Here is a 22626-nt window from a genome sequence, read left to right as displayed (position 1 = left end):
ATTATGGAAAGAACCAGAACAATAAGTTGGGAAGACCCTATTAAAGGAGCAAAGGAAGCCATGCAAATGGATGGTATCGATTATCTGAAGGCCATGAGCGATCATAAATTTCCTTTGCCACCATTGTTGCATACTTTAGATTTTAGTGTAAGTATAATCGAAAAGGGTAATGTAGTTTTCGAATTCATCCCTCAGGAATTTCATTACAATCCAATCGGTACCGTACATGGCGGAGTAATCACAGCTATTTTAGATTCAGCTATGGGCTGTTCTGTGCACTCACTATTACAAGCGGGAAAAGGATATACCACTTTAGAGCTTAAGGTAAATTTCCTGAAAGCCGTTACCATTCAAACTGGGAAATTAAAAACTATTGGGAAAGTGATCAATCTTGGGGGCCGTACAGCCTTGGTGGAAGCACAATTACTCGATGAAAATAATACCGTTTATGCTCACGCGGTGAGCACTTGCTTAATCTTAAAATTTTAAAAAAAATATAAAATGAAAACTTCACAAAATACCGTTTTATTGATTGGCGGAACAGCTGGTATCGGTTTAGAAATTGCAAAACAATTAACCGCTTTGGATAATCATGTAATTATTACTGGCAGAAACGAGGAAAGGCTGGATGCAGCTGCTGCATCATTACAAAATGTAACCACTATTCTTTCTGATGTAAGCAAAGCTGACGATGTAGATCAATTGGTCAGTCGCATCAAAGCCGAATTTCCTCAATTGAACATCGTGATCAATAACGCCGGGAGAGCATTACTCTACAATTTGGCCGATCCAAACCAGGATGCTTTTGCTTACGCAGAGGATGAAATGTTAACCAATTACCTGTCTATCATCAGAATTAACCAAAAGCTATTACCTGTGCTAAAACAGCAGGAAGCCTCAGCTATCGTAAACGTTTCCTCTATTGTTGCTTATGTACCTGGGATTACTTTACCAACTTATGCGGCCAGTAAAGCAGCATTACATTCTTACAGCACTTCGTTAAGGTTAAGTTTAGAAGAAACAACGGTTAAAGTTTTTGAATTGATGCCGCCATTAGTTGATACTGAGTTTTCGAAAGAAATTGGTGGACATAACGGGATTAAACCTTCGGTTGTGGCTGATGAGCTCTTAGCTGCTCTAACTAATGATGAATTTGAAATCAGGGTGGGCGATACGGCAAAGATTTACGAATTGTTCAGACAGTCGCCGGTTGATGCTTTAAATGTAATGAATGCAAATAGAAAGGCCTGGATTGATTCTGTTGAGCATTAAAATGATATAGCAGGAAAGCAAAAGAAATTGTTGTTTCCATTTAGATGATGGTTTTCAATATAGGAATTGTTACTTTCGCGGCGTTAAGTGTAAATCCTGGGTTTACATCAACCTTAATGAAACGATAGGGCCTTTGCAGCTATTCCTGCTATATTAAAATGCCTTTTGGATAATTAACAGTTGATTTTTATCCAGGGGGATTGACTAAAAAACAATAAAATGAAAAGAGTAGTAGTAACAGGTTTAGGTGCAATAACACCTCTGGGTAATACTGTTGAGCATTTTTGGCAACAGATATTAGCTGGAAAAAGTGGTATTGGCCTCATTACAAAATTTGATTCGAGTAAATTTAAAACTCATTTTGCAGGCGAAGTAAAGGATTTTAATCCTGAAGCATATCTTGATAAAAAAGAAATTAAAAAGTTTGATCTGTTTACCCAATACGCCATTGGTTCAAGCGATCAGGCGATAAAAGATTCGGGCTTGGATTTTAGCACTATGAGCGATAATGAATTGGCTGAAGTTGGTGTCATCTGGGCAACAGGGAACGGTGGTATCGGTACTTTCGAAGCGCAACTGGAAGAATTTCATGCAGGTGATGGTACACCTAGGTTTAGTCCGTTTTTTATCCCGAAAATGATTGTTGATATCGCCGCAGGGGCCATTTCGATCCGCCATAAATTACGTGGCCCGAATTATTGTACTGTATCAGCTTGTGCATCGTCTAATACTGCTATTATTAATGCTTTTGATACCATTCGTTTAGGCAAAGCAAGTATAATGATTGCCGGTGGTTCTGAAGCAGCGCTCACCAAATCATCTGTAGGCGGTTTTAATGCGGCTCAGGCTTTATCAAAAAACAATGATGACCCTCAGGGTGCTTCCAAGCCTTTTGATGCTGACAGAGATGGTTTTGTGATGAGCGAGGGTGCAGGGGCATTGGTTTTAGAAGATTTGGAGCATGCTTTAGCGCGCGGTGCACATATTTATGCTGAGATTATTGGCGGCGGAATGGCAGCTGACGCATATCACTTAACCGGAACGCCTCCTGATGGGGTTGGTGCAGCTTTAGGGATGACAAAAGCATTAAAAGATGCAGGGATTACTGCGGATAAAATCGATTATATTAACGCACACGCCACTTCGACTGGATTGGGTGATTTAAGTGAGTTACAGGCAATTAATACCGTTTTTAAAGGCTTGCCTGTGATAATTGGTGCAACAAAATCTATGACAGGTCATTTATTGGGTGCTGCTGGTGCTGTTGAGAGTTTAATCAGTATTTTATCAATCAGGGATAATATAATTCCACCTACCATTAACACTAAAAATCTGGACGAAAACATTCCAAAAGGATTAAATTTTGTGTTAGGAGAAAGTATTAAAAAAGAGATCAATTATGTTTTAAACAACACATTTGGTTTTGGTGGGCATACCGCAAGTACTATTTTTAAAAAGTATGAGGCTTAATTAGATTTTATCGGCCATATTGGATAGTGCTTGGTTAATCACCAGGCACTTTTTTTGTTTTAGTATGCTTGTGATGGGCGTTATCTGATTGATTAGGAATCGTATGCAATAAGCTTTAAGATCCCCACCTGCATGGGAATGACGACCGCCTGAAAAGCTACGCCAGTAACCACGATCCCTATAACTGGTCTTGGCGCTTCGCTAAGACCCTAATATTTTTTTGCCACGGAGACACAGAAGCACGGAAGATTTAATTTGTAAAGAGCTTCGGCTAATCTTAGACTGACAATTGCTTTGAATTATGCTGATGGGTTAGAAACTAATAAACCAATACCAAATGAACCAATAAACTTATTTATCCATCAATAAATTAACCAGTTCTTTTAATTCTTCAATTTCCAGTTCTAGCTTCTCTATTCTGTTTTCCAGTTCGCTAGGATCAAATTGCGGTGTGCTTATCGTTTCTGTTTCAGGTTCTGAAGTGGTTTCGGCCTGCTCGCCTAAGAGATGAACAAAACGAGCTTCCTTCTGACCAGCTTTCTTTGCCAGCTGTTTTACAAAGGCAGGCTCTTCATCTGATAATTTTTGAAGCTGCTCCAAAACCTCTTCTATACTTTCAAACTCATATAGTCTTCCCGAGTTACTATTAATTTCGCCGGGTGTTAACGGTCCGCGTAAAAGTAAAAGACAGATAATAGCTAACTCTGAAGGCAATAAAGGATAAACAATAGCCAGATTATGTTTGTATTTAGTTGCGCGGCTTGATCCGCCTGTAGCAGTTGAAATTAAACCTTTTATTTTAAGTTGGTTTAGCGTTAAAGTTATGGTTTCCTCGTTGTAATTTACTACAGGATTTCTCGAACTTTTTTGGTTACATGCAGCTGTTAAACTATTTAAAGTCATTGGGTAATAATCGGGCGTAGTGCGGCTTTTTTCTATTAATGCGCCTAAAACACGTTGTTCTTCTGCTGATAGATCGGGTAGTGGTTTTGCGTTATCCATGTTATAAAAGTATAAATTGGTTGAGCATTTTGAAAATTATTTTGTTAATGGTTTGTTTATAGGGAGTTACACGAAAACATTGCTCAATAGAAAAGATCTGATTTCCGAATTGCTGCAATAAAATTGTCATTCTGTCCAAAAGACTCCTACGGAGAGCTTGTCGAATGGACCTCTTTTAAATATCTAAAAGACGTTCCATATGCTCAACATGACAAAATCGATATGAATTACGGCAAGTGATACTACCTCTTTTATAACATAGTGGAGGATTCTGAAACAAGTTCAGGATAGAGCGGACCACAAGAAAAATTAAACCTTCGTAATCACAAACGACGTTCTGCGGTTATTTTTTCTTCCTATTTCAGTTTTATTATCGGCAATAGGTTTGCTAGCTCCAAAACCCTTAAAAGTAAGCCTTTTTGCATCTATACTGTTTTTAACCAGATATTCGTAAACGGCATTTGCCCGATTGAAAGATAACTTTTCATTCAATTTGTTATCACCAACATTATCGGTATGCCCCTGAATCTCAATCTGTATATTTTCATTTTGATGCAAAAAATCGATTAGCAGATCCAGTTCACGGATAGAGGCAGGTAAAAGGTTAAACTTATTGGTATCGAAGAAAATATTTCTCAGGGTTACATTGCCACCTTGTTTTATTTTTTCGATGTAAACTTCAATCTGGTAAGGTTTATTAATATCCCCCGCTTTGAGCTCGAAGTTTTCAGAGTAAAACAGGTAACCTTCGGCATTTACGTTAAATAAATAATTACTTCCAACAGGCATTACCGCTAAAAACTGGCCGGTTTCTGGATCGGTATAATCATCAAAAACAGTTTTATTGGTTTTCAAATCTATTACCTGTACGTTGCTTTCGATTGTCCTTTTGGTGTCTTTATCCTTTACGATGCCCTTTACATAAGAAACTTTTGATGGTTTTGCTGATTCGGGTATACCAAAACTGTAAATATCCTGCATGCCATAACCACCTTTTAAATTTGATGAAAATAATCCTGAATTGCCATCAGCACTTACTACTAAACCGCTTTCGTCTTCAAAAGAGTTAATTGGATAGCCAATATTGATTGGTTTTTGCCATTTGCCATCATTTCCCTGTCTGCTGTAATAAATATCTTTATTCCCAAAACCTGGCCAACCATTAGAAGAAAAATACAGTGTTTTGCCATCTGCATGCAAAAAAGGCGTATTCTCGTCAAAAGCGGTATTTATATCTGGGCCCAGATTAATGGCAGGTCCCCATTTAGCATCATCAGTAATGGTGCTTTTCCATATATCGTAACCACCTGATCCGCCAGGTCTGTTACTGATAAAATATAATGTCCGTCCATCGGGGCTTATTGCGGGTTGCGATTCCCAGAATTCTGAATTAACGGGCTCTCCAATATTATAGGGCTCACCCCAATCTTTTCCTTCCCGGTGAGAAACATAAATATCACATCTGCCCAAACCATCAGGGCGGTTGCATCCAGTAAAAAATAGGTACTTACCGTCAGGAGAAATGGTTTGCGCACCCTCATTAAACCTGGCGGTGTTTATCTTGCTTGATAACGGCGTGGCAGGACCCCACACATTGTTTTTTAACTGGGCCGACCAAAAGTCTTCATTGCCATTTACTTGACGGGTAAAAACCAAAGTTTCTCCATCAGCAGTTATTGCAGGAAAGTACTCAGCATCTGTTGTATTTACGCCTTCGCCTAAATTTGTTGGACTATATTTTACAGGTTTACTTATTGCGATGGCAGCAAAATCGCAATCTAAAAGGTATTTTTTAGCTCTTCTTGCTTGATCAGATGAAGAATCTTGTATCAAAAAATCACTAAAATGCTGTTTCGCTTTTAAATAATCCTGTGTAGCAAATTCTGTTTCTGCGAGACTATAAATTGCTTCAGGAGCTAGCGCTTTATTAATTAATATTGCTTTCTCGTAAGCTGTTCTGGCATCCTGATATTTCTTTTGCGCTTTGTAAACACCAGCAAGCAATATATAAGCATTTTGAAATAACGGATCGGCTTCAACAGCACTTTTTAAAGCTTGTTCTGCTGAGGCATAGTCTTGCTTTTGAATGAATGGATTTGCTTTTTCGAAAAAGTTTTGTGCTTTTTTATTGTTTGAACCCTGAGCAAACACATAAAAACTGAATAAACTAAAAAATAAGAATAGGAAAAACCTCATACATTAACATTTGGTTATCAAAGCTAATGTAAACTAATTTAAGGAATATTTAAAAATTTGTGTGTTTGCAAAGAAATCTCCCATTTAGGGTTAGCCATTACATACTCAATAATTAATGGTGTAATTTCTTTTGACTTAGACCATTCTGGTTGAAGATATAGTTTACAGGTTGGAGATACCATTGCGGCATATTCTTCAGCCCATTTAAAATCACTTTTGTTAAAAACGATAACCTTTAATTCGTGTGCAAATGGCGTAATATCTGGCCTGGGTGCTTTAAATTTCTTTGGCGACAGGCAGATCCAGTCCCAATTTCCAGAAAGTGGATAGGCGCCAGAGGTTTCGATAAAGGTAAGGATACCTCTTTCTTTTAACTTATTAGTTAAATAATCTAGATTATAAATCAAGGGTTCACCACCAGTAATTACAACAGCCCTACCTGGAAATTTATCGGCATTTTCTACAATGACATCAGAAGGGGTAAGTGGATGCATTTCTGCATCCCAACTTTCTTTAACATCGCACCAATGGCAGCCTACATCGCAGCCCCCTAAACGGATGAAATATGCTGCTTTACCAGTATTAAATCCTTCGCCCTGTATAGTGTAAAATTCTTCCATTAAAGGAAGTAATGTGCCGTCTTCTGGTATTTCTTGTTTCATTTTTGAGGATGCAAATATCCTAAAAAAATATGGTGATGCTGTTCCTCTTTTGAAATTTAATAGAAAGATGAAATAAGAGTGATATTTATTTGCTGTATTTTAGCAGAATGAAGTGGTTTAAGGCACTAAATAATAATCAAATCCCTCGCCCTGATACGATTAAAACGATTGAAGTGGCAGGAAAACAGCTCTGTCTGATCAATAATGATAATAAAATTACCGCAACCCAATCACATTGTCCGCATGCTGGTGGCCATTTTAGTGGTGGCTGGTGTAAAAACGGGAATCTGGTTTGCCCAATCCATCGATATGAGTACAGTTTAACTACTGGAAGGGGCGCAGAAGGGCAGGGCGATTACATCAACATTTACCCAACTGAATTACGTGAAGACGGCCTGTACATTGGTTTTGAAGAAAGCTGGTGGAGTAAATTGTGGAGTTGATTTTTAACCACAGATAAAAAGGATAAACACTGATGTGTTTAGGTTTACTAATTCATTTGTCATTCGTTCATGGGCAAAGCAAATTGCCCTATTGTAAGTAGGGGATATGCTCGCCACCAACGGCCTTTCCTTTAAATAAAAAAAGCGATCCAAAAATGAACCGCTTTTTCTGCTTAGTCTTATAACTTTAGGCTTAAGAATATATCTCTTTCCTAGCCGATGCCAATGTATTTTTCAATAAACCTACAATAGTCATTAAACCTACTCCACCAGGAACAGGCGTAATGTAAGAAGCCTTAGGTGCTACGTTTTCGAAATCTACATCACCATATAGCTTAAAGCCCGATTTGGTTTCAGCAGAAGTTTCGCGGTTAATACCTACATCAATAATAATGGCCCCAGGTTTTACCATGTCAGTCGTAACAAAATTCTTTTTACCAATGGCTGCAATCACAATATCAGCTTGGAGAACCTGTTCTTTTAAATCTTTGGTACGCGAATGGGTGAGTGTAACGGTACAATTACCCGGATTTGCATTACGGGCCATTAAAATACTCATTGGGCTGCCCACGATGTTACTACGACCAACAACAACACAGTGCATTCCTGTAGTGTCTATGCCGTACTCCTGTAACATTAATAAAATACCATAGGGTGTTGCAGGGATAAAACAAGGTAGGTTACGCATCATCCTGCCTAAATTTACCGGGTGGAAACCATCTACATCTTTACGATAATCGATTTTTTCGGTTACTTTCTCCGGATCAATGTGTTTAGGCAGGGGTAATTGAACAATTAATCCATCCACATCACCATCCTGATTAATTTCTTCAATTTTTGCCAATAACTCAGCTTCAGTTACAGAGTTGTCATATCTATATAGCGATGATTTAAAACCAACTTTTTCGCAGTTTTTCATTTTACTGGCCACATAGGTTTCGCTTCCGCCATCGTTACCAACTAAAATGGCTACTAGGTGTGGCTTGCGACCTGTTTTATTCAAAAATTCGGCAGCTTCTTCTGCAATCTGAATTTTAACTTTTTCGGATACGTATTTACCGTCTAATAATTTCATTTTTCAAAGTATCAAGTAGCAAGTATTTAGTATCAAGATTTGCAAATTATCTTGCTACTTGATATTTAAATCTTGATTCTAATTTTAATCTAGTTTCAAAACCGCCATAAAGGCTGTCTGCGGGATTTCTACATTACCCACCTGACGCATACGTTTTTTACCTTTTTTCTGTTTTTCCAATAACTTACGTTTACGGGAAATATCACCACCATAACATTTAGCCGTTACATCTTTACGTAAAGCACTAAGTGTTTCGCGGGCAATAACTTTAGCACCGATTGAGGCTTGTATTTTAATCTCGAATTGTTGACGAGGGATCAGTTCTCTTAATTTCTCGCAGATTTTCTTTCCGAAATCGTAAGCATTGCTTCTATGGATCAATGAAGATAAAGCATCTACAGGCTCATCATTCAGCAACATATCTAAACGCACTAAATCCGATTTACGGTAACCTGTTTGATGATAATCGAAAGAGGCATAACCTTTAGAAATTGTTTTCAGTTTATCATAAAAATCGAATACAATTTCGCCCATTGGCATTTCGAAAACCAGTTCAACACGGTCTGAAGTTAGATAGGATTGGTTTACAATAATACCACGTTTCTGGATACAGAGCGACATTACCGGGCCAACAAATTCAGCTTTGGTAATAATATTCGCTTTGATATAAGGTTCTTCAACCGAATCCAATTTACTGGGATCTGGTAAATCTGAAGGATTGTTTACTGTAATCTCGTCGCCTTTGGTGGTGTATGCAATATACGATACGTTGGGAACAGTCGTAATTACGGTCATATCGAATTCGCGCTCCAAACGCTCCTGGATAATTTCCATATGCAACATCCCTAAGAAACCGCAACGGAAACCAAAGCCAAGTGCCGCAGAACTTTCTGGTTCGAAAACGATAGAAGCATCGTTCAGTTGCAACTTGTGCATCGCCTCACGTAATTCTTCAAATTCATCAGTATCTACGGGTAAATACCTGCAAAAACCATTGGTTTAACCTCTTCAAAACCTTGAATGGCATCCAACGAAGGCCTGGCCACGGTGGTAATTGTATCTCCAACTTTTACCTCTCTGGCCTCTTTAATACCAGAAATAATATAACCTACATCGCCGGTTTTAACCACATTACGTGGCGACATATCTAGCTTCAGAATACCAACCTCATCGGCCAGATATTCTTTACCTGTGTTAATAAACTTTACTTTATCACCTTTTTTAATTTCGCCGTTTACCACTTTGTAATAAGCAATAATCCCTCTGAATGAGTTAAAAACAGAATCGAAAATCAATGCTTGCAAAGGTGCTTCCGGATCACCAACAGGAGCTGGCACACGGTCAACTATAGCCTGGATAATATCAGGAATACCCATTCCTGTTTTACCTGAAGCTGGAATAATATCTTCGCGTTTACAACCTATTAAATCAATAATCTGGTCTTTAACTTCCTCAGGCATAGCCCCAGGTAAATCCATTTTATTTAAAATCGGAATAATTTCAAGGTCGTGCTCCAAAGCCAAATATAAGTTGGAAATGGTTTGGGCCTGAATGCCTTGCGAAGCATCTACAATGAGTAATGCGCCTTCGCAGGCCGCAATAGAACGAGAAACCTCGTACGAGAAATCCACGTGTCCTGGTGTATCAATCAGGTTGAAATTGTATTCAATATCACCAACCTTATAGTTCATTTGTATGGCATGACTTTTAATCGTTATGCCTCTCTCACGTTCTAAATCCATGTTATCGAGCAATTGCGCCTGCGCTTCACGCTGCGAAATCGTCGCTGTATATTCTAATAACCTATCAGCCAGGGTACTTTTACCATGGTCAATATGTGCAATAATGCAAAAATTACGTATATGCTTCATCTTTGCGCAAAGATATGCTTTTTAATGGAAAATGTAAGGGGAAAGTATAAAGCGTATCGGGCCAATTTTTTAGTGTTTTGAAAAGCTAGAACGGTTGCTTTTCGGTTGCCGCTGTCCTGCTTTGCACTTTACTCCATTGCATTTCGTGTTCGTTCCAATCAGGTTTATTTAACCAACAGCAGTAATTCTTTTGAAAGGTTTTATAGCCTGATGCTTAAAATTTATATAGATAAACAAGAACCCGTCCTTATTTATCTGTATAAAAAAATTAAACCATTGTTTTCTTCCATTTTCCTTTTTTGAACAGAATAAATGCCGCTACTGCAATACCGGCTTCTGCCGTCGGGATGGCAATAAAAACACCTGTTGGCCCCATTTCTAAATATTTTGCTAAAAAGTAAGCCAGTGGAATCTGAAACAGCCAAAATGCAAAAACATTAATTTTTGTAGGTGTCCAGGTATCACCTGCACCGTTAAATGCACTACTGAATACCATTGCGGCCCCATAAATAACAAAACCGATGCTTAAAATTTTCAAAGCTTGGCTTGCAATGGCAATTACTTTTTCATCTGAAGTAAAGAAAGCAGCGAACAAATGTCCACAGGTTAAGAACAACACACTTACTACTGCCATGAAAATAATGATATACTTGAGGGTCTGGAAAACCGATTTTTCAGCGCGATCTATATGACCTGCACCCAAATTCTGGCCAACCAGTGTAGCTGCCGCATTGCTTAAACCCCAGGCGGGTAACATAAAAAACATCATCAGCCGTAGTGCAGTTTGGTAACCAGCGGATCCTGTATCACCACCGGTAGTGGCCACCAGTTCTGCTAAAAATACCCAGCTACAACTTGCAATTACGAATTGAAAGATAGCTGGAGCGGCAATCTTAACGATAGCTTTAATCTGGACAAAATCAGGCAAAAAGTGGCTTATGCGTATTTTTAATATGTTTTTACCACTGAACAGATTATAAACCTGATACGAAACACCCAAACCACGACCAATTGTTGTGGCAATGGCAGCGCCTGTTAACCCAAATGCAGGTATTGGCCCTAAACCATTGATAAAAATAGGGCAGAGGATGATGTTCGCAATATTGGCGATCCATAAACTTCGCATGGCGATTGCTGCGTTACCTGCACCCCTAAAAATTCCGTTAATTAAGAATAACAGTACAATAATGATGCTTCCGCCCATCATAATACGAACGAATGCCACACCTTGATCAGCAGTTTCAGTTGAGGCCCCCATGAGCAATAGAATATCTTTGGCGTAAATGAAGCCCAGTATGCTGATGATAATGTTTACGAAAACAGCTATCACAATGGTTTGCATCCCAGCTTTTGATGCCGCTTCTGGGTTTTTTTCTCCAATTCTGCGGGCAACCACCGCTGTCGCGGCCATACTCAAGCCGATGGCCAATGAGTAAATAATGGTTAACACCGATTCTGTTAAACCAACAGTTTGTATCGCATGACTACTATTTTTCAAGTGGCCAACAAAATACAGATCGACTAAGGCAAAAACCGACTCCATAGCCATTTCCAGCATCATTGGAATGGCCAATAAAATAATTGCGCGTTTGATACTAATTGAAGTTAAATCAACCTCATGACCTTTTAAAGATTGGACGAGGATATCGAAAAAAGACGAAAGTTTGCCCTGCGTCTTTGTTGAATGTGACATATAATAAAGTAAAGTGTAAGGTATAAACCAATGATACGCCTTTAAGCGTACATATCTAAAAATTGAAAGGGAGGGGAATCCTCGGTTATTTAGAACCTCAAACGGATTGCAGATACTATCATGGCTCTGTTCTTTTTGATAAACCAAAGATAGATAAAATTTTGAACTGTCAAATTTAGATGACTTCTTTTTGTGAAAGTGATTAGTTTTTGTGATTTTTTCTGCTACGGAGACACGGAACCCTGGGATTTATAACCTCTTTAATTGGTGTAATCACTTTCTATATACTATAGGCTTTAATCATTTCTTCTGAAACCTTTGTTCCACGGCCAGTAGTTAAATCAATCAGTACGTAATCAAAAACACCATCTGAAGCCACTTTTCCGGTTTTCTGGTTAATAATTTCGAACTGAACTGAACAGCCTTTATCGTTCATGGTTAAAATACCGGTCCTAATCAGCATTAAGTCATTCATCAACAACGGGCGTTTAAAGTTAATGTCAACATGGCTTACAACCCAGCCCAGCCCCTGTTTGGTAAAATGTTCCCAAGGCATACCGTAGAATTTTTCCATTTGCTCATAACGTGCTGCCAGTACATAATCAAGGTATTTACTATTATGCACATGGTTAAACATATCGATATCATCCGGGCGGACGCGTAGTTCGCTTTCAAAAATGCTATATTGATTCTTTTCCAAGGGTAAATGTTTTGTGCAAAAGTATAAATAAAGCTTGATTGTAAAGTATTGCTTACTAAATGTAGAAGAAAATGTAGGGCATCATTTGCTTTTTCGTATTTTTGATATGAAATGGGAAAACTCAAACTATATGATATTAATCAGTCGTATAATTTTTTAAAAAAAAGCCAAAGACTTATTCAACTTCCTTTGGTCCCGATTTATCATCGTTTACAAAGCGCCACTCTTGTCCGTACAGAGATTTATATTGAACCATTATTTTAATATCATACTTTTCGACCAAAGGCCCAAGCCGTTCATCCTCTATTTTTATCAAACTTAATTTTTCACCAACCGGCAAGACCTCATTTTTCCATAGATTGGTAAGTATTACCGTTTTAGTTGAATCCAATTTGTGTTCAGTTTTGATTTGTTTAAGGATTTGGGCTATATTTTGATAAGATTTTGATTTATAATAAAATGCATAATCAGATACAATTGCTGGTCCCAAACCTTGATTTGTAACTACCAGTTCGTAATGATAAGTTTGGTTGCTAGAATTTTTATTGTCAGAAAAACTATTTGAATAGCTCATTAATAACGGTTTTACTGATGCATATTGCTGGATTCGCTGCAATCTGGTTTGGTACAATGTTATAATAATTGCGCAAATACTCGTTACAATGGCACACACACCAACTAGAGTGTTTAATGATAATCGGGGTTCTTTGTTAACCTTCGGTTTCTGCATTTTCTTAAATTAATTATATTCAGGTTCTAAAGTAGAAAAACTTCAGGATTGATTTTTTAATACTATTAATATTTACGTTAATAATCAAGATATTAAGGTCTGAAAATTATCTGTCTCATCGTTTGTTTATAATCAGAAAAACCTTATCTTTGCGCCACAATTAATTAATTTTTATTGCTTTAATATTATTCAAGAAATGTATTTAAGTCCAGAAAAGAAAGCCGAAATCTTTAAACAACACGGCGAAGTAGAAACCAACACTGGTTCTGCAGAAGGTCAAGTAGCGTTATTTACATACCGTATTGCGCACTTAACAGAACACTTAAAGAAAAACCGTAAGGATTTTTCTACTCAGTTGTCACTTCAAAAATTGGTAGGTAAACGCCGCGGTATTTTGGCTTACCTGTACAAAAAAGATATTGAGCGCTATCGTGCTATCATCAAAGCTTTATCGCTTCGTGATATCATTAAACAAAAATAAGCGAATTTTATCAGCGAAAGCCATTCTTACGGGAGTGGCTTTTTACTTTCCTGTTAATTTTTTTAACGGGATTTGTTATGATAGGCTTTTTTAATCCTATCTTCGTTTGCAAAAACAAAAACATATATAAACAACGGTGTGTAGAAAGAGGAAAACACACCATAATTCTAATTAAATGAATGTAATAAAAAAATCGTTCGATTTGGGCGATGGCAGAATTGTAGAAATTGAAACTGGTAAACTGGCTAAACAAGCTGATGGTTCGGTGGTGGTAAAAATGGGCGATACCATGTTGTTAGCAACAGTTGTATCTACTGTTGGGGCTAAACCAGGTACTGATTTTTTACCTTTATCGGTTGATTATCAGGAGAAATACGCGGCTACAGGCCGTATCCCAGGAGGCTTTTTACGTCGTGAAGCAAGATTATCTGATTACGAGGTATTAATTTCACGTTTGGTAGATAGAGCTTTACGTCCGCAGTTCCCTTCTGATTATCACTCTGATACACAGGTGATGATTTCTTTAATCTCTGCTGATAAAAATATCATGCCAGATTGTTTGGCAGGTTTAGCAGCATCGGCTGCATTATCAGTTTCCGATATTCCTTTCAACGGTCCGATTTCTGAAGTGCGTGTAGCTAAAATTGACGGTAAATTGGTAATCAACCCATTTGCCAGCGATTTAGAACGTGCTACACTTGAATTTATGGTTGCCGGTTCTGCTAACGATATCTGTATGGTAGAAGGTGAGTGTGATGAAATTCAGGAAGATGAAATGGTTGAAGCTTTAAAATTTGCACATGATGCAATTAAAGTTCAATGTGCTGTTCAGGTTGAATTAACCGAAGCAACAGGTAAAACTGTAAAACGCGAATACAGCCACGAAGATCACGATGCTGATTTAAAAGCAAAGGTTTACGCTGATACTTATGATAAAGTTTATGCCGTGGCTAAAGCCGGTGGTAATAAAGATGTTCGTAAAGAAGGTTTTACAGCAATCATTAACGAATTCTTCGAAGCAATGCCAGAAGATACTGCAGATTTAACCAAGGCAATGGCTAAACATTATTACCATGATGTTCAGTACGATGCCATCAGAAATTTATTGTTAGATGAAGGTATCCGTTTAGATGGCCGTCAAACTACAGAAATCCGTCCTATCTGGAGTGAAGTTGGTTATTTGCCGGCTGCTCACGGTTCGGCTGTATTTACACGTGGCGAAACTCAATCATTAACTTCAGTTACTTTAGGTAGCAAAGATGATGAGCAAATGATTGATGGAGCTTTCTTTAATGGTTACCAGAAATTCTTATTGCACTATAATTTCCCAGGTTTTTCAACTGGTGAGGTTAGACCGAACAGAGGCGCTGGCCGTCGCGAAATTGGTCATGGTAACTTAGCTCAGCGTTCGTTGAAAAAAGTATTGCCACAGGGCGAGGCAAATCCTTATACTATCCGCGTGGTTTCTGATATTTTAGAATCAAATGGTTCATCATCAATGGCAACTGTTTGTGCGGGTACATTGGCACTTATGGATGCCGGTATTAAAATCAAAGCTCCGGTTTCAGGTATTGCAATGGGTTTAATTACCGATGAGAAAACCGGTAAATATGCTATCCTTTCTGATATTTTAGGTGATGAAGATCATTTAGGTGATATGGACTTTAAAGTAACCGGTACAGAAAATGGTATTGTTGCTTGCCAGATGGATTTAAAAATCAATGGTTTATCTTACGAAGTGTTAACCAAAGCCTTGTTACAGGCTAAAGATGGTCGTTTACATATCTTAAACGAGATGAAGAAAACCATCAGCACACCTAACGAAGATTACAAACCGCATGCTCCTCGTATTGTTTCTTTAACTATTGATAAAGAATTTATTGGTGCAATTATTGGCCCTGGAGGTAAAATTATTCAGGAAATGCAACGCGAAACCGGTGCTTCAATCTCTATAGAAGAAGTTGATGGTAAAGGTATTGTAGAAGTGTTTGCCGATAACAAAGCAGCTATTGATGCAGCGGTTACCCGTATCCGTAATATCGTTGCTAAACCAGAAATTGGTGAAATTTACCAAGGTAAAGTAAAATCAATTATGCCATTCGGTGCATTTGTTGAGGTAATGCCAGGTAAAGATGGTTTATTGCACATCTCTGAAATTTCATGGGAGCGTTTAGAAACCATGGACGGTGTATTGAAAGAAGGTGATAAAATCGAAGTTAAGTTGTTAGACATCGATAAACAAGGTAAAATGAAACTTTCTCGTAAAGTTTTATTACCTAGACCAGAAAAACCAGCTGCACCAAAAGCTTAAATAGATAAACGTTATGTTGAACTTGTTTCAGCATTTCAATAGCAAAACCCTTTCAGTTTACTGGAAGGGTTTTTTGTTTAATATGAAACGTTTTTCTTAGCTTTATTCAAGTTCTAAATCGCTCATCAGATATGAAAAAAAATATCTTTCTTTTATTGTTTTTAGTTTTTATTACTTTTTTTAAATATTCAATAACTCGATAGTTTCTAACTAAAAAGATTCATACATCTTTTGTAACTTGCATCGTAGCGTCATGCTGAATTTATTTCAGCATCTTTCCTGCTATTAAGCCCCCTGAAATGAATTCAGGGTGATAACCGTTATTTTAAAAATTAATAGCGGAATTTGAAATTAAAAGACTAAAAGATAATTAAATGAAATACATCATAGCCCCATCCATACTTTCGGCCGATTTTGGCAATTTACAGCGCGATATTGAAATGATTAACCAGAGCGAGGCCGACTGGTTCCATGTTGATGTGATGGATGGTGTTTTTGTACCCAATATATCTTTTGGTTTCCCGGTTATGGCAGCAGTTAAAAAATATGCAACCAAACCTTTAGATGTTCATTTAATGATTGTTGATCCGGATAAATATATCGAGGATTTTGCCAAGGCAGGTGCAGATAGGATTACCGTACACTACGAAGCCTGCACACATCTGCATAGAACTATTCAGTTAATTAAAGCATCTGGTTGTAAAGCGGGTGTAGCCTTAAATCCACATACGCCAGTAACCTTATTGCAGGATGTAATAGAAGATCTTGATCTGGTACTCATTATGTCCGTTAATCCAGGTTTCGGCGGGCAGGCTTTCATTCACAATACCTACAAGAAAATAAAGGATCTAAAGACCTTAATTCAAGGGGTAAAGGAAAACTTAATCGTCGAGGTTGATGGTGGTGTCGGTTTGCAAAATATTGCTACATTAGTAGCAGCAGGTGCCAATGCTTTTGTAGCTGGAAATGCAATTTTTGCGACTGATAATCCAACAGAAACTATTTCCAAAATGAAAAGCCTGACAGCTAGCACTATAAATATTTAATTGTTAAATGTTTTATTGCTAAATTGTTTTTAGGATAAGGCGGATACAGTCTTAATGCCTGATACGTTTGTCTTGATACTAAAAAATGCTCAAATTTCGGTTAATCCTTTTCCTTTTAATTGCTGGCTGCGGTTTTGCTATCGCTCAGCCTTTAGTTAGGGTTTCAGGAATAGTTTATAGCGATGAAAAGTTGCCATTACCTCAGGTTACCGTTACCGTTCTCGGACAAGCGCAATCAACAGTTACTGATGAATTTGGCGTATATACCATTTATTCAAAATCGAAAACATTTAGTATTAAATATTCGCTTTTGGGCTATCAACCTCAAACTATAAAGTTTAATGAACGCTCGGGAGCTCGAATTATTAAACAGGTAAATTTAATAGCCAATATCAATGAATTAGAGCAGGTTAACATTACCAATAAACAGAATCAACTAAGTAACACCACAACTATTAATATTGCCGATGTTTCATCTATGCCATTGGTTTCTGGCAATTTTGAAAGCATGCTTAAAACCCTTCCTGGTGTATCTACAAATAATGAATTAAGTGCCCAGTACAGTGTTCGGGGAGGTAACTTTGATGAAAATCTGATTTATATAAACGATGTAGAAATTAACCGGCCAGTATTAATCCGCAACGGACAACAGGAGGGGCTAAGCTTTATCAATTCAGATCTAGTGAGTAAAGCAAAATTCTCTGCAGGTGGCTTTGAAGCAAAATATGGTGACAAACTTTCTTCGATTTTAGATATCAGGTATGATAAGCCGGATAGTAATCAAACTATTTTTAGTACCAGTCTTTTAAACACGTCATTAAGTACAAAAAAGATATTCAAAAACAGTTTTCTGTTAACCGGGTTGCGGTATAAAAACAATTCGAATGTACTAATTAAGCAGGACGAAAAAGGAAGTTACAGCCCGAATTTTGCTGATGCACAATTGCTCTACCAATATGATTTTTCACCTAAATTCAATGTGAGTTTCCTCGGTAGTTTTAATCTTGGCCAGTTTAAATTGGTACCAACCAACAGAGAAACCCAATTTGGAACTTTAAGTACTACCTTAAGGCTTAACGTTGATTATACCGGTCAGGAGATAGATGATTACCGAACGTTAGGAAGCGCAGTTACAGCTACTTACTCTCCTAAACCTAATCTGGTTATCAAGTTGATCAACAGCTACTTCAATACCATTGAAAGAGAACGTTTCGATATCAATGGAAGTTATATTTTCGCTGAAGTGGATAATGCTTTTTCGGGTGAAAATTTTGGTGTAATCAATAAAAACAGGGGCATAGGCAGTTACTACAATTATGGGCGGAATAGTTTAAATACCCAGGTTTTTGCTTCAGAAATAAAGGTCGATCAGAATTTTAACAGTCATGTTTTTTCATGGGGACTGAAATTCGACCAGTCTAAGTACAATGATCAGTTGAATGAATACAACTATACCGATTCTGCAGGATATATTTTGCCAAACAATTCGAAAAATATCACTTTACAGAATGTAATTAACGTTAAAAATAACCTTGATATTAAAAATTATAGTGCTTACATTCAGGATAGTTACTCGCTTTCCGGTTCAGCTGAGTTGCAGTTAGGGGCACGTGCTACTTACAGTTCGCTAAGCAGGCAATTGTTAATCAGTCCAAGGATTTTAATTGCTTACCGACCCAATTCGAACAATAAAATTTTAAGATTTTCTGCAGGTGTTTATAAACAACCTCCTTCCTACAGAACCATTCGCGATTTTTCGGGTGTGTTAAATATCAATCAGAAAGCACAAAGTTCTTACAATACTTCCTTAGGCTATGAATATGCATTTGATGCCTTCGGAACAAGACTGAAATTTACTTCGGAAGCTTACTTTAAATATTCAGATCGATTAATTCCTTATAAAATTGATAATCTGAGGATTAAATACCTGGCGAATGAAGTATCGCGTGGTTACGCTTACGGTGCTGATTTTAGTATTGGTGGCGAGTTTGTTAAAGATCTGGTTTCTTATTTCAGAATGTCGGTAATGCATGCTAATGAAGATATTATTGATGATAGTTATGTTCAAAATGGAACTACAATTTATCCTGGTTATTTAAAACGGCCAACAGATCAGCGCTTAAATTTTTCCATATTTTTTCAGGATAGGCTGCTGAATAGTCCTACATATAAAGTACACCTTAATGCTCTTTATGGTTCGCGTTTGCCAATTGGTCCATCACAAACACCAAGGTATTTGGATAAATTTTTTATTCCATCGTACAAACGTGTAGATATTGGTTTCTCTAAAGATTTTCTTGATGATGCCGCACTACATAAACCTAAGTTCCTGGACAGGAATTTCAGTTCGGTTATTCTGTTTTTTGAGGTTTTTAATATGCTGAATATCGACAACACGGTTTCATATTTATGGCTAAAAGATGTAGATAATGTTCAGTACGCCATTCCAAATTATTTAACAGGCAGGCAGTTTAACCTGAAGCTGATTGTGAAGTTGAAAAATAAGCCTTAAACTACTAAACCTATCAGGTTTTTAAAACCTGATAGGTTTGACAAAACAGTCTTTATCTTTTTGTCTTTCTGATTAATGAATTCTTTTGCAAAAACTGCAACAAAACGCTCAATTTTGTTGAGATTTTTAACAAAATTTAATTTTTTAAGTAACGATTTTATGGGCATAACTGCTTTAAAAATTTTACATTTACGCCCATAAAACATTATATAATAAGATGAAGCATAATTTTGGCGCAGGCCCTTGTATTTTACCTCAAGAAGTGTTTAAACAAGCAGCTCAGGCTGTTTTAGATTTTAACGATGGATTATCAATTTTAGAAATTTCGCACAGAACAACCGAATTTGAGGCAGTTGTTGCTGAAGCTGATAAATTGGTAAAAGAATTATTAAATGTGCCATCGGGTTATTCCGTTTTATTTTTACAAGGTGGTGCAAGTTTACAGTTTGCAATGGTTCCGATGAACTTATTGGGCGATGGACAAACAGCGAGTTATTTAGATTCTGGCGTATGGGCAACCAAAGCTTTAAAAGAAGCTAAATTTATAGGTAATGTAAATGTGGTTGCTTCTTCAAAAGATGCAAACTATACTTTTATTCCAAAGGATTTTGAAATCCCAGCCGATAGTGCTTATTTTCATTATACTTCAAACAATACTATTTATGGAACGGAGCTTTTCGAAGTACCTAAAACAAACGTACCAGTTGTTTGCGATATGTCTTCTGATATTATGAGCCGCGTAATCGATGTTTCAAAATTTGATTTAATTTATGCCGGAGCGCAAAAAAATGTTGGCCCTGCTGGTTTAACCATCGCTATTGTTAAGAATGAAGTTTTAGGCAAAATTGACCGTAAAATTCCATCAATGTTGAACTATCAATCGCATATTGATAATGATTCGATGTACAATACCCCTCCGGTTTTCTCTATATACGTTGCTTTGTTAAATCTTCGCTGGTTAAAATCGAAAGGTGGAGTTGCTGAAATTGAAAAAGAAAATAAACAAAAAGCTGAAGCACTTTACAGAGAAATAGACCGTAATTCGTTGTTTAAAGGAACCTGTGCAATTGAAGACCGCTCTAGAATGAATGTTTGTTTCGTAATGGAAAATGCAGAATTGGAAAAACCATTCCTAAAGTATGCAGAAGAACAAGGTATTGTGGGTATTAAAGGTCATAGAAGTGTAGGTGGTTTCCGTGCTTCAATGTATAATGCCCTGCCAATTACAAGTGTTCATGCGTTAATAGATGCAATGCAATCATTTGAAGAACAACAAGCAAAAGTAAATTAATTTAAATTTTAACCACAGATGAATACTGCGATTGTTTAATCAAGTAAATCTGTGCAATCATACATACAATGATTAAGATATTAGCAAACGATGGGATTGACCCGATCGGAAAAGAATTATTAGAAAAAGCAGGTTTCCAGGTTGATACAGAAACCATTCCGCAAGATCAGTTAGCCGAAGCCTTAAAAAACTATGATGCCATTACTGTTCGTAGTGCAACAAAAGTGAGAAAAGAATTAATTGATGCCGTTCCAAATATCAAATTAATTGGTAGGGGTGGCGTAGGTATGGATAATATCGACGTGGAGTATGCACGTAGCCAAGGGATTGCAGTTGTAAATACTCCCGCTGCCTCCTCATTATCAGTTGCTGAATTGGTATTTTCTCACCTATTTACAGGTATCAGATTTTTACAGGATGCTAACCGTAAAATGCCTGTAGAAGGTTCAACCCAGTTCAATAACCTTAAAAAAGCGTATGCTAAAGGAACTGAATTAAGTGGTAAAACCATTGGTATTATTGGTTTTGGCCGCATTGGTCGTGCTACTGCTAAAGTAGCTTTAGGCTTAGGGATGAATGTTTTGGCTTACGATTTATATCCATCAGAATCTGAAATTACTTTAGAATTCCAAGGTGGAAAATCTGTAAGTATTCCAATTAAAACGGTTACATTAGACGAAGTAATTACAGGAAGTGATTTCTTTAGTTTACACACTCCATTTGCCGACAAGCCGATTTTAGGTGCAGAAGAGTTTGCTAAGATGAAAAACGGGGTAGGTATTGTAAACTGTTCTCGAGGTGGTACAATTGATGAACCAGCTTTAATTGAAGCCTTAAATTCTGGCAAAGTTTCTTTCGCCGGCTTAGACGTTTTCGATAACGAACCAACACCATTGGCAGAAATTTTAACACATCCTAAAATCTCCCTAACACCACATATTGGAGCTTCAACCAACGAAGCACAAGAACGTATTGGTACAGAATTGGCAACGCTGATTATCGAGCATTTTAAGAAATAATAAATAAAGACCTTATAGGTTTTGAAAACCTATAAGGTCTTTATATTCTAATCTAACGCATTCGTTAGCACCCAATAGCGATAACCCAATATCGCCTTCTGAAAAGTAGTGAGCTTATTTGGATCTTTTTTGTACAAACTAGGCAAAATGGCCTTGTTTATCTTTGCTAGGATTTTAAACACGCCTTTTCTCATATTGCTGTAGTTTTTTATTAAAGAAATAAAATCCACCCCCCATTATTAAAATCAGAAATATGATGATGTAGGTGGATAAACTTCCTTTATTCTTTTTATCTAAATCTTCTTTAAGCTGCGCATTTTGGTCCTGAAGTTTTTTAATGGTACCCATATAAGCCTCAATACGTTGTTGCGAATTGTCTGCCACGGCTACTTTCTGCTGGTTCTGCAAATCTTTATAATCCATTAATACTTTCAGTTCTTTGAAAATGTTATTATCCGTTAAAACCACCTGACGAAGAATTTCATTGGAATTTTTAATGTCACGTTTGGTTTGCCAGCCAAATATCCCAGTTCGCTGATTTAAACTTTCATCATACTGGCCAAATTTGGTGCTTCTTTCTGCAAGCAACGAATTTATCTTAACACGTTGCGCAGCATAGGCGGCGCTATCTTGCTGCCCATAAGTTTGAAAGGCCAACAAAATAATCGGGAGCAGGTAAAAATAGTTCTTCATGAGGATATAAACGTGAAAAGGATGGAAGTTGTTTTACTGGTTCATTGGTAATGCAAAGCGTCAAAAATATTCGTCATTTCAGCCGAATCGAAGCGGAACGGAGAGATCTATCTAAAAATAAGTTTTCGGCAATAGATTTCTCCTCTGAAAGAGTTCCTT

The 22626-nt window shown here is 37.2% G+C and carries 18 protein-coding genes and 1 pseudogene; 10 read left to right on the top strand and 9 right to left on the bottom strand.

Annotation, left to right across the window (positions count from 1 at the left end; translation table 11 throughout):
- Positions 1-3: 3 nt before the first annotated feature.
- The 3 genes from H9N25_RS09825 to fabF all read left to right on the top strand — a co-directional run bounded on the left by H9N25_RS09825 (position 4) and on the right by fabF (position 2742).
- Complete coding sequence (locus H9N25_RS09825) at positions 4-489, top strand: PaaI family thioesterase (protein WP_167294532.1); 486 nt, start codon at positions 4-6, stop codon at positions 487-489.
- A gap of 12 nt (positions 490-501) precedes the next feature.
- Entirely contained in the window at positions 502-1272 is a 771-nt protein-coding gene (locus H9N25_RS09820) for an SDR family oxidoreductase (protein ID WP_190328750.1), read from the top strand.
- A gap of 219 nt (positions 1273-1491) precedes the next feature.
- Positions 1492-2742 carry a beta-ketoacyl-ACP synthase II gene (gene fabF / locus H9N25_RS09815; protein WP_190328749.1) on the top strand — a complete coding sequence of 417 codons (1251 nt, stop codon included), beginning with the start codon at positions 1492-1494 and terminating at the stop codon, positions 2740-2742.
- A gap of 351 nt (positions 2743-3093) precedes the next feature.
- Here the strand turns inward: fabF and H9N25_RS09810 are convergent, their stop codons facing one another.
- The 3 genes from H9N25_RS09810 to H9N25_RS09800 all read right to left on the bottom strand — a co-directional run bounded on the left by H9N25_RS09810 (position 3094) and on the right by H9N25_RS09800 (position 6602).
- On the bottom strand, positions 3094-3744 hold the full coding sequence (locus H9N25_RS09810; protein WP_190328748.1) for a YceH family protein: 651 nt from the start codon (positions 3742-3744) through the stop codon (positions 3094-3096).
- A gap of 309 nt (positions 3745-4053) precedes the next feature.
- On the bottom strand, positions 4054-5940 hold the full coding sequence (locus H9N25_RS09805; protein WP_190328747.1) for an OmpA family protein: 1887 nt from the start codon (positions 5938-5940) through the stop codon (positions 4054-4056).
- A gap of 38 nt (positions 5941-5978) precedes the next feature.
- Positions 5979-6602: a 7-carboxy-7-deazaguanine synthase QueE gene (locus H9N25_RS09800; RefSeq protein WP_167294527.1), complete on the bottom strand. Its 624-nt coding sequence runs from the start codon at positions 6600-6602 to the stop codon at positions 5979-5981.
- A 107-nt stretch (positions 6603-6709) separates the two neighbouring features.
- Between H9N25_RS09800 and H9N25_RS09795 the strand changes: the two genes are divergently transcribed.
- Positions 6710-7045, top strand: coding sequence for a Rieske (2Fe-2S) protein (locus H9N25_RS09795; RefSeq protein ID WP_167294526.1), 336 nt, complete (start codon positions 6710-6712; stop codon positions 7043-7045).
- 193 nt (positions 7046-7238) lie between these two features.
- Here H9N25_RS09795 and H9N25_RS09790 read toward each other — a convergent pair whose 3' ends face one another.
- From H9N25_RS09790 to H9N25_RS09770, 5 genes and pseudogenes are all read right to left on the bottom strand, one after another.
- A complete protein-coding gene (locus H9N25_RS09790) occupies positions 7239-8120 on the bottom strand; it encodes a bifunctional 5,10-methylenetetrahydrofolate dehydrogenase/5,10-methenyltetrahydrofolate cyclohydrolase (RefSeq protein ID WP_190328746.1) in 882 nt (293 codons plus the stop codon).
- Positions 8121-8204: 84 nt separating this feature from the next.
- A pseudogene (gene lepA, locus H9N25_RS09785) lies at positions 8205-9991 on the bottom strand (translation elongation factor 4).
- Positions 9992-10259: 268 nt separating this feature from the next.
- On the bottom strand, positions 10260-11684 hold the full coding sequence (locus tag H9N25_RS09780; protein WP_190328745.1) for an MATE family efflux transporter: 1425 nt from the start codon (positions 11682-11684) through the stop codon (positions 10260-10262).
- A 280-nt stretch (positions 11685-11964) separates the two neighbouring features.
- Positions 11965-12384 (bottom strand): acyl-CoA thioesterase, encoded by a 420-nt coding sequence (locus tag H9N25_RS09775; protein ID WP_190328744.1) that lies wholly within the window; start codon positions 12382-12384, stop codon positions 11965-11967.
- A 175-nt stretch (positions 12385-12559) separates the two neighbouring features.
- Positions 12560-12958 carry a hypothetical protein gene (locus tag H9N25_RS09770; protein WP_190328743.1) on the bottom strand — a complete coding sequence of 133 codons (399 nt, stop codon included), beginning with the start codon at positions 12956-12958 and terminating at the stop codon, positions 12560-12562.
- A 352-nt stretch (positions 12959-13310) separates the two neighbouring features.
- Here H9N25_RS09770 and rpsO point away from each other — a divergent pair, with 352 nt between their 5' ends.
- The 6 genes from rpsO (at position 13311) to H9N25_RS09740 (ending at position 21774) form a co-directional block, all read left to right on the top strand.
- Positions 13311-13595, top strand: coding sequence for a 30S ribosomal protein S15 (gene rpsO, locus H9N25_RS09765; protein ID WP_025146265.1), 285 nt, complete (start codon positions 13311-13313; stop codon positions 13593-13595).
- 175 nt (positions 13596-13770) lie between these two features.
- The gene (pnp, locus tag H9N25_RS09760) at positions 13771-15906 is read left to right on the top strand and encodes a polyribonucleotide nucleotidyltransferase (RefSeq protein ID WP_167294518.1); all 2136 of its coding nucleotides are present in this window, start codon (positions 13771-13773) and stop codon (positions 15904-15906) included.
- A 374-nt stretch (positions 15907-16280) separates the two neighbouring features.
- Positions 16281-16952: a ribulose-phosphate 3-epimerase gene (gene rpe / locus H9N25_RS09755; protein WP_190328742.1), complete on the top strand. Its 672-nt coding sequence runs from the start codon at positions 16281-16283 to the stop codon at positions 16950-16952.
- 85 nt (positions 16953-17037) lie between these two features.
- Positions 17038-19464, top strand: a complete 2427-nt coding sequence (locus H9N25_RS09750; protein WP_190328741.1) for a TonB-dependent receptor — start codon at positions 17038-17040, stop codon at positions 19462-19464.
- Positions 19465-19681: 217 nt separating this feature from the next.
- Complete coding sequence (serC, locus tag H9N25_RS09745) at positions 19682-20755, top strand: 3-phosphoserine/phosphohydroxythreonine transaminase (RefSeq protein WP_167294515.1); 1074 nt, start codon at positions 19682-19684, stop codon at positions 20753-20755.
- Positions 20756-20823: 68 nt separating this feature from the next.
- Positions 20824-21774, top strand: coding sequence for a D-2-hydroxyacid dehydrogenase (locus H9N25_RS09740; RefSeq protein WP_190328740.1), 951 nt, complete (start codon positions 20824-20826; stop codon positions 21772-21774).
- A gap of 174 nt (positions 21775-21948) precedes the next feature.
- Here the strand turns inward: H9N25_RS09740 and H9N25_RS09735 are convergent, their stop codons facing one another.
- On the bottom strand, positions 21949-22467 hold the full coding sequence (locus H9N25_RS09735; RefSeq protein ID WP_190328739.1) for a hypothetical protein: 519 nt from the start codon (positions 22465-22467) through the stop codon (positions 21949-21951).
- Positions 22468-22626: the final 159 nt, after the last annotated feature.

Source organism: Pedobacter riviphilus (genome assembly GCF_014692875.1).
In the GTDB taxonomy this organism is placed as follows: Bacteria; Bacteroidota; Bacteroidia; order Sphingobacteriales; family Sphingobacteriaceae; genus Pedobacter; species Pedobacter riviphilus.
Note: the sequence above shows the minus strand (reverse complement) of the source record. Positions and strands in the feature narration are given on the sequence as shown.